The organism is Alistipes ihumii AP11 (assembly GCF_025144665.1).
Lineage (GTDB): Bacteria > Bacteroidota > Bacteroidia > Bacteroidales > Rikenellaceae > Alistipes_A > Alistipes_A ihumii.
Window position 1 is genome coordinate 1,929,935 of the sequence record NZ_CP102294.1, and the last position, 17,733, is coordinate 1,947,667.

The 17,733-nt window shown below is 61.6% G+C and carries 14 protein-coding genes and 1 tRNA gene; 1 reads left to right on the forward strand and 14 read right to left on the reverse strand.

The annotated features are described in order from the left end of the window. Positions 1–444: 444 nt before the first annotated feature. The 4 genes from NQ491_RS07830 to NQ491_RS07845 all read right to left on the reverse strand — a co-directional run bounded on the left by NQ491_RS07830 (position 445) and on the right by NQ491_RS07845 (position 6,129). Positions 445–1,608 (reverse strand): glycosyltransferase family protein, encoded by a 1,164-nt coding sequence (locus tag NQ491_RS07830; RefSeq protein ID WP_019246736.1) that lies wholly within the window; start codon positions 1,606–1,608, stop codon positions 445–447. A gap of 434 nt (positions 1,609–2,042) precedes the next feature. Next, complete coding sequence (locus NQ491_RS07835; protein ID WP_019246735.1) at positions 2,043–2,975, reverse strand: glycosyltransferase family 2 protein; 933 nt, start codon at positions 2,973–2,975, stop codon at positions 2,043–2,045. A 598-nt stretch (positions 2,976–3,573) separates the two neighbouring features. After that, complete coding sequence (locus NQ491_RS07840; RefSeq protein WP_019246733.1) at positions 3,574–4,662, reverse strand: phosphotransferase enzyme family protein; 1,089 nt, start codon at positions 4,660–4,662, stop codon at positions 3,574–3,576. Between the two features lie 69 nt (positions 4,663–4,731). Beyond that, a complete protein-coding gene (locus tag NQ491_RS07845) occupies positions 4,732–6,129 on the reverse strand; it encodes a Gfo/Idh/MocA family protein (RefSeq protein WP_019246732.1) in 1,398 nt (465 codons plus the stop codon). A 239-nt stretch (positions 6,130–6,368) separates the two neighbouring features. Here NQ491_RS07845 and NQ491_RS07850 point away from each other — a divergent pair, with 239 nt between their 5' ends. Next, a complete protein-coding gene (locus NQ491_RS07850) occupies positions 6,369–7,370 on the forward strand; it encodes a malate dehydrogenase (protein ID WP_019246731.1) in 1,002 nt (333 codons plus the stop codon). A 441-nt stretch (positions 7,371–7,811) separates the two neighbouring features. On the opposite strand, the gene NQ491_RS07855 is transcribed toward NQ491_RS07850, so the two are convergent. The 10 genes from NQ491_RS07855 to NQ491_RS07900 all read right to left on the reverse strand — a co-directional run bounded on the left by NQ491_RS07855 (position 7,812) and on the right by NQ491_RS07900 (position 17,723). Next, a complete protein-coding gene (locus NQ491_RS07855) occupies positions 7,812–7,976 on the reverse strand; it encodes a hypothetical protein (protein ID WP_019246730.1) in 165 nt (54 codons plus the stop codon). A gap of 470 nt (positions 7,977–8,446) precedes the next feature. Beyond that, positions 8,447–8,519, reverse strand: a tRNA-Met gene (locus NQ491_RS07860). 284 nt (positions 8,520–8,803) lie between these two features. Then, positions 8,804–10,645 carry a (Fe-S)-binding protein gene (locus tag NQ491_RS07865; RefSeq protein ID WP_026089785.1) on the reverse strand — a complete coding sequence of 614 codons (1,842 nt, stop codon included), beginning with the start codon at positions 10,643–10,645 and terminating at the stop codon, positions 8,804–8,806. Between the two features lie 253 nt (positions 10,646–10,898). Further along, positions 10,899–11,225 carry a 4Fe-4S dicluster domain-containing protein gene (locus NQ491_RS07870; RefSeq protein WP_019246728.1) on the reverse strand — a complete coding sequence of 109 codons (327 nt, stop codon included), beginning with the start codon at positions 11,223–11,225 and terminating at the stop codon, positions 10,899–10,901. 4 nt (positions 11,226–11,229) lie between these two features. Next, a complete protein-coding gene (locus NQ491_RS07875) occupies positions 11,230–12,330 on the reverse strand; it encodes an FAD-dependent oxidoreductase (protein ID WP_326929312.1) in 1,101 nt (366 codons plus the stop codon). Beyond that, the gene (locus NQ491_RS07880; RefSeq protein WP_019246726.1) at positions 12,254–13,321 is read right to left on the reverse strand and encodes a heterodisulfide reductase-related iron-sulfur binding cluster; all 1,068 of its coding nucleotides are present in this window, start codon (positions 13,319–13,321) and stop codon (positions 12,254–12,256) included. Before NQ491_RS07880 ends, NQ491_RS07875 begins: the two co-directional genes overlap by 77 nt. 82 nt (positions 13,322–13,403) lie before the next feature. Beyond that, on the reverse strand, positions 13,404–14,105 hold the full coding sequence (locus tag NQ491_RS07885) for a 4Fe-4S dicluster domain-containing protein (RefSeq protein ID WP_019246725.1): 702 nt from the start codon (positions 14,103–14,105) through the stop codon (positions 13,404–13,406). Between the two features lie 408 nt (positions 14,106–14,513). Continuing rightward, positions 14,514–15,662, reverse strand: coding sequence for an amidohydrolase family protein (locus NQ491_RS07890; protein WP_034283362.1), 1,149 nt, complete (start codon positions 15,660–15,662; stop codon positions 14,514–14,516). Continuing rightward, positions 15,577–16,494, reverse strand: a complete 918-nt coding sequence (locus NQ491_RS07895; RefSeq protein ID WP_019246723.1) for a DUF4296 domain-containing protein — start codon at positions 16,492–16,494, stop codon at positions 15,577–15,579. The genes NQ491_RS07890 and NQ491_RS07895 overlap by 86 nt, the downstream gene beginning before the upstream one ends. Next, positions 16,491–17,723, reverse strand: coding sequence for an ABC transporter permease (locus NQ491_RS07900; protein WP_019246722.1), 1,233 nt, complete (start codon positions 17,721–17,723; stop codon positions 16,491–16,493). The genes NQ491_RS07895 and NQ491_RS07900 overlap by 4 nt, the downstream gene beginning before the upstream one ends. Positions 17,724–17,733: the final 10 nt, after the last annotated feature.

Below are 17,733 nucleotides of genomic sequence, written 5' to 3' on the forward strand. Positions count from 1 at the left end.
TGTCCTGCGGAAATTTCCGAGAAAAAGGGACGGCGGCCGGTCGTAGCTTCTGAATCGGACGGAGCGGAAAATGCCGGTCCGGGGGCGTAGGGTCTCCGTGATTCGGAGATGTCGGGAAGATGTCGGACGGGTCTGAGGGGGACTGCATGGCTTTCCCGTTTTCTGCGCTGCCGTCGGATACGACCGTATGCGGTGAGGATATTCGTCCGTCCGTGACGAAGCGGCGTGTTGCGGTCCGCGGCCGAGAGGACCGTTCGGTGCTGTTTCCGAAACCATGTATTCCGTTCCGGGGATTCCGCGATCTTCCGAAGTTTCTGTGCCGGGCAGGGTTTCTGTGTCCGGTTCCGGCGGATAACCGAACCGCCTTTTCTTCCTTTTCCCGGACTGCCGCATTTGCCGTTTTCGGACGATTTTGCTGCCGGTCCGCGGCAGCGGATCGGACCTTTACTCCGTCTTTTTCCCTTCGTCTATCAGTCCTTCGAACCGGTCCGCTATCCGGCGAATGTCGTATTGCGACAGATCGATTCCTTTCACTTGGGCCGAGTAGTCGCCCGACAGCGCGGCACGGAAGCCTTCCGGATCGAACGTCCGCTCGTTGAACGACAGAATCGGCCGGCCGCTCATCGCGTAGTCGATCAGTTTGCTCGGCGTCGCGTTCGAGGTCGCATTGTCGAAATTGACGACGAAGTCGGCTTGCGACAATCGCTCGATCAGCTTCTCGCGGGGCAGCGGATCGTGCAGCGCGATCTCTCCCGTGACGCGGCCTTGCGCTTCGCGGATCATTTCGCGGAAGCAGGGATCGAGATAGTTGACGTACAGGTCGAACCGGAAATCCGTATCGAGCGTCGCGAGAAAGTCGAAAAAGAACTTCGGGTCGCGGATGCGCTCGTAGAAGCGGCCGGCATAGGCGAATACGGGCTTCGCATGGGGCGTATACGGAAGTCTGCGGACGGTGCTCAGGTCGAATCCCTGCGGAATGATCCGGACCCGGTCGCGGTCGATGTAGGGCGTATAGCACGGCAGCGCCTTTTCGACCGGAATCGTGAAATAGTCGAATTGCCGCGCCCATCGCTTCAGATAGAGAAAGTAGGCGGGAAACACGGTGCGCGCCACGTCGCCCCGGAACGGCGGATCGCTGAACTCGGCGATCGTCACGGCCGACCGCAGCGCCGCGTTGCGCCGCATCGCGCGGGACACGGCCAGATGGACCGCTGCGGGATAGGAGATCGACAGCACCGCATCGAACGGACCGCTCAGTTCCGACAAACGCTCGCATAGGTCGGGATCGTACTTGGCCCGCAACTCGTGACAGTAGAAATAGAGCACGGCGCGCTGCGCGAATTTCGGCAGCAGGCTGCGGATTTTCCGGTTGCGTCGTGCCGTCGGCGTGCCTTTCTCCGGTTCGAGCCGGCTGGACGAGTAGACGATTTGTAGTCCGTCGCCCGTCAGCGGATTGCGGCGGTAGGTCTCGCGGTTAGGCAGCAACAATGTCACCCGGTGACCGCGCCGGACGAGTTCCCGGACCAGCTCGGTCGTGCGGAACGCGCGGGGCGACAGTTCGGGATAGCAGGCGTTCGAGACGATCAGTATGTGTTTTCGGTCGGACATGGCATGATGGGTTTGACTGTTTGGCAATCGGATTCCGGGCGGGACGTCCGACCCGCTCCGAGATTCCGGACGCTTTTCCGCTCCCGTGCGTTCCGTTTTCCGGGGCGCGTCGTGCGGAACGGATCGCTGTTTCGGTGCCGACCGATTGCGAAATCTTCGGCTCCTGGATCGGGAACATATCGCACGGAGGCCGTCCTATCGTTCCGGTTCCGTGCGTCCGCGTGAGAGAAAGGATCCGAGAATCGGCGGAGCATCGTGCGTTTTCGTATGTATTCTTTTCTTTTTTCGTACGTTTGTGCGGGGAGATAAGACCGTCCGAAACGGAAATCATCCGGATTCGCTTGCATGGGGACTCGGCCGTGTCGGTCTCCGTCTCCGGCTCGCTTCGGATATTTTCACTCCTCTCTCCCCGGTCGTGCGGCCGGCAATCCGGATCATGCGTCCCGCTCGGCCGGCGGCATTCCCCGCAACAGTCCCTGCGTGATGTTTCGCCGCATCCGGATCAGGTAGCGTCCTTTGATCGCCTGTCCCCGCAGCGCATACCCGGTAGCCAGCGCGAGCGTGCCTCCCCATTTGACCGCTTCGGCGAGCAGCCGCCGGCGGAAAGCGGATTTCCCCTCTCCGAGCGTTCGTATCCGCTCGCTGACGCCGATCATCCGCGTCAGCCGCTCGAAATACTCTTCCGACAGCTTCGATGCGGGCGTGATATGACGGATCGCGGCCCCGGGCACGAAGTAATAGCGTATGCCCTGCGAGCGCATACGCATGAAAAAGTCCTTTTCCTCGCCGCCGAGCGGATTGGAGCCCGAGCGGCCGAGCGCCGTGTTGAAGTTTCCGTAGCGTTCGAACAGCCTTCGCCGGAAACCCGAGTTGCCCACGCCCGGGTAGCGGCTTCCGCGAAACGGTCTGACGCGGTCGCCCATATCCATGGCGCCGGTGATCATTTTCTCTATGTAGTGCGAGTACCAGCGGGGCAGCGGAGCCTCGTACACCGGGACGACCGCCCCGCCGGCCGCGTCGCAGTCCGGTCGGGACCGGAAAAAGTCGCGGTAGCTTTTAGCGAAGTCCGGTACGGCTTCCTCGTCGTCGTCGATAAAAACGATGCACTCTCCCTTTGCCTCGGCGACTCCCCGGTTGCGGGCGTAGGAGATGCCTTGGACGGGCTCGGCGACCATGCGTAGCCTGAGCTCGGGATGCTGTCGGGCGAAGTCGGCGAAGACCGCCGGCGTGTCGTCCGTCGAGTTGTTGTTCACGACGAGAATCTCGAACTCCTGTGCCGGCAGCGTCTGCCCGGCGAGACTTTCGAGCGTCCGCAACAGGTAGGCCGAGCGATTGAAAGTGGCTATGACGATCGAGAGCGGAATCATATTCGGGGATTTTGAGACGCTTTCCTCCTCGCCCGGGCCATACGGGTCGTCGGACGAGGCAAAGGAATATCTATCCGATGCAAAACTACGAAAAAAAGCGAATCGTCCGACCGGGGAAGACGTGGTTGTGGTCATAGTCCGCTTCCCCTCGCGTCGGCTCGCTTCCGGGGACGTGTGCCGAATCCGGGACCGACGGCATGTTGTCGGATGCGTCCGATGGGCGGCGTGCGCTCCCGGAGCTTCCCGCACGAATCCGGACTCCGGGCGCTATCGGTTCTTCTGATGGCGGCTTGTTGCATCCTCGGGGCGTTGCGGGACGGTTCGCATGAACCGGCGGTGGATTGTAAGGCGCGACACGGCCGCTTCAGAGAAAAAGAAAGACTTTTCGTTTTGACCCGAAACGATGCCCGTACTCCGGACGATTCCTGCCCGGCTGTCCGGCTGTCCGGCGGATGCAGCGAACGGTCTCTTTTATGGAATTCCGCTTCGGGGGATACGGTCCGATTTTTCCGAACCGTCCGGCGAAAGACGGCCCTGGCATGCGAAAGACGGATGCTCGGGCTTCCCCCTGCTTTCGTTCGTCGTCTCTCCGGTCCGGTTATAGCCCGGCGATGAAGTCCCGCATGGTCCGCTCGTGCGCGTCGATGCTTTGCAAGAGCCGGAACTGAGCCTTCGACCGCTGCCAGTTGTGGTCCGGGTGTCTGATCTTGTAGTATCGGTCGCCGTCCAGATAATCCGTCAGGAATCGCACGGTCTGCATGTAGGTCAGCATCTGCGCTCCGAAGGTCAGCGTCTCGCGTTCGACGTCCGTCAGGAACGAGGCCGCGCTTTCGAGATAACCCTTCGAGAAGGAGCGGAAAATTTCCATGTCGACGCCGACCCGATCCAGTTCGGGGTCGTCCTCGGCTCCGGTATTAGCGCCTGTGCGGATGAAGTCCCCGAAGTCCGAAAGCACGTAGCCCGGCATCGTCGTATCGAGGTCGATCACGCAGAGCGGACGGTCCCGCTCGTCGAAAAGCAGGTTGTTGACCTTCGTGTCGCAGTGCGTGACGCGCTTCGGAAGCCGGCCTTCGCGGTGGAGCCGTTCGGCGAGACACATCTCGTCGCTGCGGCCGAGCAGCTCGTCCGCCATCCAGCGCACTTTCCCGAGACGCCCCGCTTCGTCGCGGGCTACGGCATCGCGCAGGCCCCCGATCCGGAACTCGATGTTGTGGAAGTTCGGGATCGTCTCGCCCAGCGCTCCGTCCTCCATGTCCGACAGCATGGCCTGAAACTCGCCGAATGCCCGGCCGGTAAGCAGGGCCAGCGGGGCGCTGATCGTCTCGTGGGTGACCGAGCCGGCAATGAACAGCGTCATTCTCCAGTAATTTTCGCCGTCGAAATGGTAGAGCCTCCCGTCGCGAGCCGGTACGATGCGCAGCACGCGCCGGTCGAGGTCGTCCGCCCCGGCGGTGGCCAGCTTGCGGCGGATATGCGAAGTGACGCGCTCGATGTTGCGCTGCAACAGTTCGACGTCTTTAAAAACGTGATGGTTGATTCGCTGCAGGATGTAATCGGGCGTCTCGTCCGAGACCGTCATGACCCGATAGGTGTCGTTGATCCATCCGTTTCCTACGGCCCGCAGATCCGCTACGGTCCCCGCCGTATCGAAACGGCCGATGATTTCTCTGATTCTTTCCGTCTGCATTCGGTTTCTCTCGTGTTCGTTGGAGTCGCTCGGCGCGTCTCGCATTCTGTCGGTTTCTGTCCTGCCTGTCTATTTTACCGCGTGGGAGAAGCCTTTGACCTTGTCCCATGCGCCCCGGGTGAAATCGGGCACGAGGACCGGCATCCCGCCGTGTTCGGCCGATGCTTCGGTCAGCTCGACGAGCGACGACCACTCGGCCGCGTCGTATACGTCCATGTCGAGGGGCAGTCCGTTGCGCAGGCAGTAGATCAGCCTATAGTCCATGATGAAGTCCATTCCTCCGTGGCCGCCCACCTGCCGCGCCTTTTCGCCGATCTCCCGCGCGATAGGATGCTCGTAGACGGACAGCAAGCTGTCGCGTTGCCGTTCCGGCAGCGGAGCGTGCGCATTCGGATCGAGCGCGATCGTTTCGACGGGATATTTCTGCGCGAAGCCTTTCGTGCCGCTGATCGTGTGCAGTCGGTTGTACGGCCGGGGACTCGTCACGTCGTGCTGGATCAGGATCGTCTTGCCCCGGGCGGTGCGGATCAAGGTCGTATTCATGTCGCCGAGCCGGTAGTCGCGCTGCGCCCACTGAGAGTCGGGGCCGAACTTCTCGCGGGCGGCGAGCGTCAGGCCGCGCTGGGCCGTCGACAGCGAAACGAGGCGCTCCATGCGGTCGCCCCGGTGTATGCCGAGAATCTGGCAGACGGGGCCGAGTCCGTGCGTCGGATAGGGATTTCCCGTGTGCCGCGTGTTGTAGTCGAGTCTCCACATGCCCTGATAACCCGTGCGGTCGGCCGTATCCAGATTCAGCGAGCGCAGGTCGTGGATATAGGCTCCCTCGACGTGCATCACTTCGCCGAACAGCCCTCGGGAGGCCATGTTCAGCGTCGCCATCTCGAAAAAGTCGTAACAGCAGTTCTCGAGCATCATGCAGTGGCGGCGCGTGCGTTCGGCGGCGTCGACGAGCTGCCAGCACTCATCGATCGTCATGGCTGCCGGAACCTCGAGCGCGACATGCTTGCCGCGTTCCATCGCATAGACGGCGATCGGCGTGTGCAGTTCCCACGGCGTACAGTTGTATATCAGATCGACGTCGTCGCGCTCGCACACCTTTTTCCAGTCCTGCTCGCCGGTGTATGCGGCCGCCTCGGGCAATCCGGCTCCGGCCAGTATCCGTTGCGCCCGCTCGACGGTCCAAGGACGTATGTCGCACAGCGCGACGACCTGAACGCCCTCCAGATGCGTGAAGCGCTCGACGGCCATCGAGCCCCGCATGCCGAGCCCGACGAATGCCACGCGCACGGTCGGAATCGGATCGCAGCGCAACTGCAGCACGTCCGTCTGTCCTTTCTCGCGGCGGGGCTCGGCGAACACGAGCGTGCCGTTCTTGATCTTGGGAGCCTTGCCGTCGCTCCGGGCGGGCAGGGCGATGGCCCAGCACGTCAACAGGACGGCCAGCCAGCATTTGATTCGGTTTTCCATGAATGCGGAGAATTAGAATAAGCAAATATAGCAAAAGAACCCGATTTTGCCGTATCCGGTCCCGCCGCATGCCGCATTTTTGCCGGGAACAGGGCTCCGGGAAATGACGGCGGATTATGGCGCATGAAAAAGAGGAATGCCGGCAGGCGGGAATAAATGCCTATCTTTGTTGGTACGGAGCATGGCGCGAGCCTTGCGGGCCGGGAAAAGAAAAGACGAACCGATTAAACTCTGAGAAAATGAATTTTCTGACGGAAGAGAAACTGACGATCGTCGGCGCAGCCGGCATGATCGGATCGAACATGGTCCAGACGGCTATCATGATGGGCCTGACACCGAACATCTGCGCATACGATCCCTACGCTCCCGCGCTGGAAGGCGTGGCCGAGGAGATGTTCCACTGCGGATTCGAGGGCGTGAATCTGACCTATACGAGCGATATAGCCGAGGCGCTCGGGGGCGCCCGCTACGTCGTGTCGTCGGGCGGAGCGGCCCGTAAGGCCGGCATGACGCGCGAAGATCTGCTCAAGGGCAACGCCGCGATCGCCGCCCAATTCGGCAAGGACCTACGGACTTATTGCCCCGACGTAAGGCATGTGGTGGTTATCTTCAATCCGGCCGACATCACGGGGCTCATCACGCTGCTCTACTCGGGTCTCGAACCGAGTCAGGTGACGACGCTGGCCGGCCTCGACAGTACCCGTCTCCGCTCCGAGCTGGCGAAGCATTTCCGAATCTCGCCCGACCGGGTCGAGGGCTGCCGGACCTATGGAGGGCACGGCGAGCAGATGGCCGTGTTCGCTTCGACGGCTACCGTCGACGGCAAGCCGCTCGCGAAGCTGATCGGAACGCCCGAACTGACCGGCGGACAGTGGGACGACATCCGTCAGCGGGTGATTCAGGGAGGCAAGCGTATTATCGAACTGCGCGGCCGCTCGTCGTTCCAGAGCCCGGCCTACTTGTCGATCGAGATGATCCGGGCCGCTATGGGCGGCGAGCCGTTCCGCTGGCCGGCCGGAGTCTATGTCGACGACGACCGCTTCCGGCATATCGTCATGGCCATGGAGACCGTGATCGACCGTACGGGCGCTCATTACAGGGAGCCGGACGGCACGCCGGAGGAGATCGCGTCGCTCGAGGAGAGCTACCGCCATTTGGCCAAGCTGCGCGACGAGGTGATCGCCATGGGAGTGATTCCTCCGATTGCCGAATGGGCAGGGCTCAACCCGAATATGCGATAGGCACGGTTTCGCCTCCGTGAGTGGGGCGAGGGGGCGGTAGGAATTTGTCGTCCCTTGCTTTCGCCGTCTCCCCTTGTCTCGAGCATGGTTGCTGCTCGGAAAGGCGGCGGCCGGACCGAAGGCGGCCGGCTTGCGGGCGAGGATTCCGGGCCGGAGGGCGGCTCGGTCTCCGTCTTCGCTCTCGGGCGACCGGCGGTTACGCCGGGACTGACGACAAACCGGAATTCTCCGCTCCGTCGGCCGAGGCGGATAGGAAGTACGGCAGCGGAAAAATCCGCCGTGACCGGAGACGGAGTGTTTTATGCTCCAAAGGCTGTCCGGACAGTCTGATAATCGAAAAATCGCCCCTGCCGAGGCAATTGCCGGCAGGGGCGATTTCTGTTTCCGGGGACCGGTCGGACAGTCCCTTGTCGTTCATTGCATAATGGAATAGACCGGGACTTAACGGCCGGACTCTTGCTCTTTCCCTTTGCCGAACGCTTCGTCCACTTCCTTCTTTTTTTGCTCGTGGTCCTTTTTCGTGTATCCCTTAACTTCGTCGACGAGATGGTCGACCTCATCGCGGAAATTCTGCTCGCATGGAGTGCATGTGTTGTTCTTTTCCATAACCGTTTGCTTTTGATGTTTACGGAACACGACAGCAAAATGCGTACAATTCCGTTCCTCGAGCGGAATCTTTTTCGTTCGCGGCCTGTCCGGACGGATCGCTGCTCCTGCGCGAGCCGGCGTCGTTCCGTGATTTCTTGTCGTATGCTTTGTCCCGTGTCCGCATGGCGACACCCGCCTTATCGGAATGGCTTTCGCGAACGGGGCGTGTCACGAGGGCCGGTCCGGAGTTATGGATTCTGAGCATGACGGACGCGATAATCGGCCTTGACGGAGCGGTTCGCACGACTCGACGGTTTATGTCGGGGGGCGGGGCGAGGAAGCCGTCCTCCGTATTTATTGGAAAAATGGAGCGAAGAGAGCATCCGTATACGAAAAAGCTATGCATGCCTGCCGGCAGTCGGTCAGGCATGCGGCATAGGGCCTGATATCGGAAAAGGCGGACGATCCTTTCGGACCGTCCGCCTGAGTAGCGGGGGGAGGACTCGAACCTCCGACCTTTGGGTTATGAGCCCAACGAGCTGCCAACTGCTCCACCCCGCGGTATCGTGACGCAAAGGTAATCAAAAAATCGGCAATACAAAAATATTTTTCCGGAATGCCGGAGAGTTTCCGTTCCTCGACGGTGCGTTCGGATTGGGGACGATTTGATAAACAGGCGGATAGAATCCTTTCTGTGCGCAGGCACATTCCTGTTTTCGGCGATTGGGGCGACTGCTTGGAGAAAAGCCGTTCGATGAGAGATTCGGCCGTACTCCGCCCGATTTCTCCTCTCCTCCGTTGCTGTCGAGGAAAATCAAGACCGGAGGAATCCGAGCCGTTGCGTCTTACAGCGCCTTCGCCACGATTTCCGACAGATCGTAGACCGGGAGCGATCCGCCCCGGGCGATGGCTTTCTTGCAGAGCGGGCAGGCCGTCACGACGGCTTCGGCCCCGGTGGCGGCCAGCGATGCGGCGACGCTCTCGCCGATGCGGCGCTGGCCGTCGTCGTCGATGGCCAGATTGGCGACGCTCGAACCGCAGCAAAGCGCGTTTTCGCGCGTTTCCTCGGGTTCGGTCAGCCGGCCGATCCGGCCGATCACTCCGCGCGGCGCGTCGTAGACGCCGCAACCCCGGCCCAGTTCGCAGGGATCGTGGTAGGTATAGACCGTTCCGCCGGTTTGCGGCTTCAGTCGTCCGGCGGCGATCAGTCGTTCGATGTACTCCGAGTGGTGCAATACCTCGATGCCCGGCAGATCGTAGTCTTCCCTGAATACGCGCAGGCAGATCGGGCAGGAGGTGACGAGCGTCGTGATGCCGTGCTTGCGGAACAGTTCCCGGTTGCTTTCCATCATGACCCGTGCGGCGTCGATCTCGCCGGATAGCTTCAGCGGCCGGCCGCAACAGACGCCCCCGTCCTTGTCGGCCCACCAGACCGGCTCGCCGGCCGCCTCGAAGATACGCTCCATCGCGTGCAGAATCTTAGGCGTCAGCAGCGTCATGCAGCCGGCGAAATAGCCTACGCGGCCTTCGCCTTGCGAGCGGTCGACCCCCTGCGCGTAGCCGTAGCGGTTGTTTCCGACCGGAACCGCGCGCTGCTGTCGGCTGTTGAGCCGTAGCGTGTTCTGCTCGATGCCGACCGGACAGGCCCGCTCGCATCGTCCGCACATCAGACAGTTGTCGGCGACGGCGTCCGTCAGCTTTCCGTAGCGCCGGTCGCGCAGGAAATAGACCGCCTGCACTCCGTGAATGCCGGCCCGCTGAAGCTGACAGGGGTCGATACAGATTCCGCAGCGAGAGCAGGCGTCGGTCTGGAAACGGTCGTAGCTCGACGGCCGCTCGCCGCTCCGGAGTCCGGCATTGCGCAGGAAGATCAGCGGAATCTCGGTGAATATGTGCATGTAGCGCGAGAACGGCAGCGCGACGAAAAAGACGCCCAGCGCGATCGAGTAGAGCCACCAGCAGGGCAGCTCGCCCGCCCGCAGCAGGCTGTCGGGAAGCACGGCGGCCAGCAGCTCGCCGGTCGTATGGGTCAGAAAGCTGCCGCACCCGGTGCCCGGCGGGATCAGGTGATGCTCCTCGCCGAGCGCCCATACGATGCCGCCGAAACGCCACACGACGGCGCTCGTCATGCTTTCGGCCAGCAGGCGGGCCGGGAAGATCAGCCACAGCGCCGACAGCGCGATGCGGTCGCCGAGTACGTGCTTCGTCGTGCGTCGCATGCCCATCGCCCGCGAGCGGATACGCTTGAACCAGGCGAGGCCCACGCCGACGAGTATCAGCAGCAGCAGCGCGTCCTTGATCAGCGAAAAGTTGAAGTTATGTTCGAAAATCGGGTGAACGTAGTACGAGAAGAAAATGTCGACGTACAGCGGTACGTTCTCTCCCTTGAAATAGACGAGCGTCTCGGTCCATCCGACAACGATCAGCAGGAACCAGCCCAGCGCGAAGCTCGTGTGCATGTATCCCAGCAGCTTGTTGCGCCGCCAGATTTTGCGGTGCAGCAACGACTCGCTCGCGATCTCGCCCAGCGAGCGCAGCGTGGCGCGCGTCGGAAGCGACCGGAAAAACATGCGCCGTTGCGCGGGTTCGAGTTTCACGAACCACAGGATGTATTTGTACAGCAGGGCGACCAGCAGAAACAGGGCTCCCAGCCAGAATGGCAATACGAACAGTCTGAAATGTTCCATCGTTTCGATCTTCCTCGTCGGCGCTTGCGGACGCCGGCGTTGCGTTTGCCGGATTTTTCCCGGACGAATATTTTCTGTTTTACAACGGTCCTTCTTACGAATCTTCCGCCTGCGGAGAGCCTGTTCCGGCTGCGGTCGGCGGCACATCGGTCGCTGCGGTATCCGCGACAGGACGGCTTGTTCCGGTTCGGGGCCGTCCGTACGGTCGGAAAGACCGCTTCGGTCGCTCCTGCGACGCTTGTCTCATCGAGGCCTACTGTCCGGCCAGTTCCTTCTTCAGCGTCTGGACCAGTTGCCGGATATTGATGCCTCGGGGACATACCAGACGGCACTTGCCGCATAGCATGCACTTGTCCAGCTCGGCGCGAACGCCCTGGTATTCGCCTCGGCGGACGAGCGTCTGAAGCTTGCGCACGTTGAACTTCACGAGCGTTCCGGCCGTACAGGTCGCCGTACAGTTGCCGCATGCGATGCACGTCTGCAGCTCGGGATGTTCCCTCAGCAGGCGCTTCGAGTATCCCATGTCGTTTTTGTCGAGATCGACGGCTCGCGGCCGGCTGATCGTAAACCCCCATTCCATCGCGTCACTCTTTGATCGCCCGGGCCGCTTCGCGAGCCGCCACCACGGCTTCGTTGATCGATTCGCCGATATTCTTCGGAGCGGTGACGGTACCGGCGTAGAAAATCCGCTCGGACCCGGAGCGGACGTTGCCCGCGAACTGGTCCAGCGGCTTGACGAAACCGCTCGGATAGAGCGCGACGCCGCAACAGCGGCTCAGGCTCATGTTGCTCGCGCCCGCTTTCATGCCGACGATCAGCACGAGCATATCGACGGTCATGCGCAGCGGGAGCCCGATCAGCGTGTCTTCGGCCTTGATCTGCACGCGGCCGTCGATCGTTTGGCTCGCCTCCGATATGCGGCCCCGGACGAAATGGATGTTGTACTGCTGTTGCGCCTGACGGTAGAGCTCCTCGTAACCGGGGCCGAACATACGCATATCCATGTAAAAGCTATATACTTCGGCGTCGGGTATCTCCTGCTTCACCTCGATCGCCTGCTTGACGCCCGTGATGCAGCACACGCGCGAGCAATGGCGCTGGTTGACCTTCTCGTCGCGCGATCCCACGCAGTGCAGGAAGGCGACCGTCGAGGGCCGTCGCCCGTCCCGGGTCCGGATGCCCGTTCCTTCGCGGAACATCCGTTCCAGATCGACCGTCGTATAGACGTTGTCGTACAGGCCGTAACCGTATTCCTCTTTCATCTCGGCGGGAAACAGGTCGAAGCCCGACGCGACGATCACCGCGTCGGCGTCGAGCCGCGTCCGGTCGTCGAGCACGACGCCCCGGCCCTCGTCCTCGATCGACAGCACGCTCCGCGAAGTGAGCACTTCGGCTCCGCAAGCGCTCACGCGCTCTCGCATCGGCTCGAGCACCTCGCGGGCAGGGGTCATGGTCGGGAATAGCCGGTCCCAGCGGTTCAGCTTGCCTCCGAGCCGCTCCTCCTTCTCGACGATCACCGAGGCGATGCCCATTTCGGAGAGCGTCACGGCCGCCTGCATGCCGGCGATGCCTCCTCCGATGATAACCACTCTCTTGTTTTCCATAGGGTTACAGTATAGGTTTCGAATAGCAGCCGATCGCCGAGTCGGCCGGTTTGCCGATGTATTTTCCGTTCTTGCCGAGATACTTGGCCGCCGGGTCGTACTCGATCCCCATCTTGTCGAGCAGCGGCTCGACGGCGACCTGATGCATCTGCATGCCGAGCTGCCACGGATCGTATCCGAGCACCAGCCCTGCCAGCTCCTCGTAGGTGAGCACCGGAATGCCCCGGCCCTGCTGGCCGTAGAACGTGCCTTCCATTTCGGAGATCGTGTATTGCCAGCGGTCGAGGAACATCGCGCAGCCCGGACAGTTCGCTACGATGAAGTCGGGCTTGTACGGAGCCATTGATTCGAATTTCTTTTTCGAGTTGGCTACCGAGTATCCCCGATTGGCCATGACCAGGTAGTTGCGGAAGCCGAAGCCGCAGCAATGCCGCCGCTCCGGATAGTCGACCACTTCGCCGCCCCACGACTCGATCATGCCGGCCAGCACGTAGGGGAACTCCGATCCGCCGACGCCGGCTTTCGGAAAAATCTTCGCGTAGTGACAGCCGATGTGCTCGACTCCGCGCAGCGGCCGGCCCGTCTCGGCGTCGATCAGCCGGTATTTCGCCTGAGAGGCGATCTGTTCGCGGTGGTGGAAGATCACGTCGGAGGTGTGCGCCAGATTCTTCGGCTTGCGGAACTCGCGGCCGGTCGCCTTGTAAAGGTATTCGCGGGCTTTCTCTTCCTGCTCGGGAAAGTCGTGCCACAGCTCGAGCGCCTCGCAGTAGATGCCGAACGAGGTGATGCACGACGAGGTGAAGTTTTCGTATCCGGCTTCGGTCATCAGCGAGAATTGGCGCGCCACGACCGTCATGATCGTTTCGAGCGGCACGATGTCGGAATGATAGCCGATCCCGGTGCACGAGGTGTGCTTCGGGTCTTCGTATACGTCGCGCCCGAGGTCGTTGCGCAGGATGTTCAGGAACGCCGCCTCGGATCCGGGGAAGAAGTTCTGCCGGATGCAACTGCGAGCGTAGAAATAGTTGTCGTCGGCGATATCCTTCTGATATTCTTTCCAAGCTTTTTTCATCGAATCGGTCTTTGTCTTTGTTTCATTCCGGACCGTTGCCTTACGGTCCGAGGGGGAGGCTTTGTCCGCTCGCGCAGGCTTTCTATTTTCCGCCGTGCTCTCCGCTGTTGGCGGTGAATACGGATCGGAAATAGGCGTCGTCGGCTCCCTCGAAGCCCATCTCGCGCGCTTTCTCGTCGGAGCGCCGCTCGATATTCTCGAAGAAAGCCGAGCCGCCGGTTTCGCGGAATATGCTGTGCAGCTCCTCCATGCTTTGCTCGTCGATCTTGCGGCAGGCCCCGGGGCCGGTTTGGCCGTAATTGTCGCCGAAACGCTCGAAGACGTCCTTCGCGTGGTCGTATACCCACTTCCATACGGGCCCTTGCTCGGGGTGCAGGTCCGGATCGACGAACTCGGGCCTCACGCAATAGCCCGAACTCAGGATGTTCTGCCCGATCGTCCGCTTCAGCGCGAACTGCTGCCGTCCCTTCTCCGAGTCGGTGAAGAAGCCGAGCCGCTGCGACAGCGAGCGGAGCGACTGGATCACGTAAGCCGGCGTATTGCCGCGCGGACAGCGGGGGCGGCACGACATGCACTCGCCGCAGTACCAGATCGTGTCGCTGCGGAGCAGTTTCTCGATCGCATCGTCGTCGCGCGTCTGGACCGTATTGACGATCTGGCGCGGATCGTAGCAGTAGAACTCCGCCGCAGGACAGACGCCCGTGCAGATGCCGCAGTTCATGCAGGCCGTCAGACCCTCCTGCATGCGAACGTCTTCCATCAGCATATCGAAATATTTCCCCATCTTCGGCCTCGGTAATTCATACGGTTTAAAGCGTAACAAATTTACAGCCAATCGATAGGACAAAGCTGAGTGCATAGACCTATTTTGGGTAGGTATAAATACGTATTTTCCTGCGTGCGGCATAGCGGATGGGCGTTGCCGGTTTTTATCGTGTGTTGATTTGTAGCGACTTGCCGTTTTTTGACATATGGTCTTGTCTTCGTGCGGTACGGCATGGGCCGAGGGGGTTCCGGCCGGTACGGACAGGCGAGCCGGATAATGTCGGCGGCAGATCGTCGCTCCATGGAAAGAATTATGCGGAATGTTTTTACGCGGAACGGCAAAGGAAAATGGACCGGAAAATCGGTCTCCCGTTCCTACGGAAAAAGGGCGGGATCTCGCGGCAACGTTTCGGCGGTATGTTTTTCGTCAGAGAATGCGGCGGCTGAACGCATCGTCGCGCAGGGTCGTCGTACGGAAGTCGATGCCGCCGAGCAGGACGGCTCCCGGCCGTTTGCCCGGAACGAAGCTCCCTGCCCACGAGTCGATGCCGAGGGCCTCGGCTCCTCCCAGCGTTGCCCAGCGCAGGGCCTCGTCGAGCGGTACGCTGCGGAGCATCTTCAGCTCCTCGACGATCGACAGCGTTTCGTTCGACGACAGACTGTCGGTTCCCAGAGCGATTCGGACCCCTGCGCGCCGCAGGGTCTCGACCGGAGGCCGGGCTCCCTCGATATAGTCGTTCGACCGGGGGCACAGCACCCAGCTCAGCCGGTCGCCGAACCGCTCGGCGAGCGACTCGATCTCTTGCTGCGAGGCGAACGTGCCGTGCACCAGCAGCAGCGGCCTGTCCGGCGGCACCGAGTCGAGAATCCGCCTTGCGGGCGAGCCGTATCCGGCGAAATCGATCGTTACGCGCTCGCGGAGGTTGCGCTCGTGCAGAGGTCCCCGGGCCCGATACAACTCCGCTTCGGAGCGGCTTTCCATAAAATGGACCGACAACCTGTGGCTTTCGGCGGCGACGGCCCGGAACGGAGCGTCCTGAAGCGAGTAGGTGGAATGGGGCGTCAGGCTGCCTTCGAGTCCGGAGCCGGTGCACTCGCGGAGCACGGTTCGCATCGGTGTGAAATCCTGCGCTCGCAGTCCGAAGCACTCGACGAAGTTATGGTAGTGGACGGGGCTTTTCCGCTTCAGCGGAAAAGTCGAGGTGCCGTTGCAGATGTCGCCGACGGCCGTCACGCCGTCGCGGAACATCCGGCAGTCCCAGTAGGCGGCCGCGGCCGCCCGTTCCTCGGGAGAGGTCTTCCCCCGCTCCGACGCGATCGCGTCGGCGAACGCGGCCAGTCCGCCGCCCCGCGCGATCCGGCCTTTCAGATAGCTCAGTTCCAAATGGCAGTGCGCGTTGACGAAGCCCGGAACCAGGGCTCCGTTATAGAACTCCACGTTCTGCTGCGCATCGATCCGGTCCGTCCGCTCGATGCGCAGCAGGCGTCCCTCAGCGTCGAACGAGAGTATCCCGTCCTGCAGCCAGCCCTGAGGAGTCAGGATCAAGTGCGCCGATAGTTTCCTCGCCGTTTCCATGATCGTAGAGCGTTTCGTTTTGCAGCAGAAGCCCGAACGTCCGGGCATCGAATCCGAGCGCCTCGAGCCGGACCGAGTCGTAGCTTTCTTTGCGGGGCGGATAGTAGACGACTTGCAGCGAGTCGATCCGCAACGAGACGGTTTTTCGTTCTTTGTCCTTGCCACTGAGCTTGGCCAGAATGATGTGGAGTTCCGTGATCTTCGGGTCGTCCAGGCTGATCTCGACCGTTTCGCGCTTGCGGGTTCCCTTGGGATAGCGGCGATAGTGGAAATTGCTCCGCCGACCTGCCGAATCGACCGTGTGCTGGGCGTATTGTACGGAACCGTTCCGGTCCGACGAGTCGAGCAACGCGGAGAACTCCACCCGGTAGCGTCCCGGACGGACGGGCAGAGCGATGTCGGGATGCTCCAGATCGCCGGTCCGTACGACGCGGCGCGAAGAGTCTTCGTAGACCGTCTGCCGGTATCGCTCGTCGATTCGCCGGTCGATCGTGTCGAGCAGCGCGACTCTTTTCTGCAGCAGAGAGTCTTCGCGCGCGAGGGATGCGGTCACCTCGTCGATGATGTCGGTGAAGCGGACGCTCTTGCGCTTAGAGAGGTTTCTGACCGTGTAGTTGAAATCTTCCGGCTCGTAGCCGTATTTCTCGAAAATCGGGGTATAGATGTCGACGCTGTCGGTCATCGGAATGCCGCTGAGCAGCGACTCGCGGAAGGCGTTCGACAGGAAAATGTCGCGCGTAATGGCCACGAGTTCGTCGTCCGGAATGTTGCGCGAGCGGTTGCACGCGCACGACGCGAGCGCCAGAATCAGAATCAGCAGACGTCTTGTCATACGTTCTCCTCCATTTTAATTTCTCGCCGGGGAATCATCGTGCGGACCGTCAGCGACGAGATCAGATAGCTCATCACGACGAACGTGAGCGTGATCCAAACCAGATCGGCGGCGTGCACTTCGACCGGATAGGCATCCAGCAGGAAAGTCTGCCCGGAAAGCTTCAGCCATCCGAAATGCTGCTGCCCGAGCGCCAATGCCAGTCCGAGCACCAGTCCTCCTGCCGCACCGAGCAGATAGACCATCATGCCTTCCGAGACGAAGATCTTTCTCAGCAGCGGTACGTCGGCGCCGAGTGTCATCAGCGTGCGCATGTCCTTGCGCTTGTCTATGATCAGCATGGCGAGCGAGCCGATCAGCGAGAACGAGGCGACGAGGAGCACCAGCAGGATGATGAAATAAATGCCCCATTTCTCGTAGGTCATGATCCGGTAGAACGACTCTTTCTGCTCGTAGCGCGTCAGCACGCGGAAATCGTCGCCCAGACGCTCCGCGACGGCTTCCTTCACCCGGGCGGCGGAGGCTCCTTCCGCGAGGCGGACGGCCGCTGCCGAGGCCCGGCCGGAATAGTCGAACAGCCGTTGCGCGAAATCGAGCGGGACGAACACGTACTCTCCGTCGATCTCGGCCTCGAGCGCGAACACGCCCGAAGGAAAAACCGGTTGCTGCCGGTAAAAGCTGTACGGCAGCAGCGGCGACACTCGTCCCCGGCGCGGTACGTAAACGGTGATCGGACTGCTGAGCCCGGTGCGCACGCCGAGCGCCGAGGCGACGCCCTGCCCGACGAACGCCTCGGGCATGTCGCCGAAGCGGAGCCTGTACTGTCCCTCGACCGTCATGCTGTCGACCGGTACGACTTCGGCGTAGAGCGAGTCGACGCCGCGGATCATGCCGAAAAACTGATGCCCCCGGTATTCCAGCAGCGCGTTCCCGTCCAGCGAATAGGATACCTCGCGCACTCCGTCGATGCGGAGCAGCTCGTCGCGCGGCACCGAATCGGTCGCGAAGACCTGACCTCGCGCGGGCATGATCGCCAGATCGGGGTCGAAACTGCGGTACATCGTTTTGATCAATCCCTCGAAGCCGTTGAACACCGAGAGCAGGACCACCATAGCTATTACCGGAACGGCGACCGAGAAGGCGCTGACTCCGGAAATGATGTTGATGACCGAGTGCGATTTCCTCGAGAAAAGATACCGACGGGCGAAAAACAGCGGAAGACGGGGCATATCGTCGGGG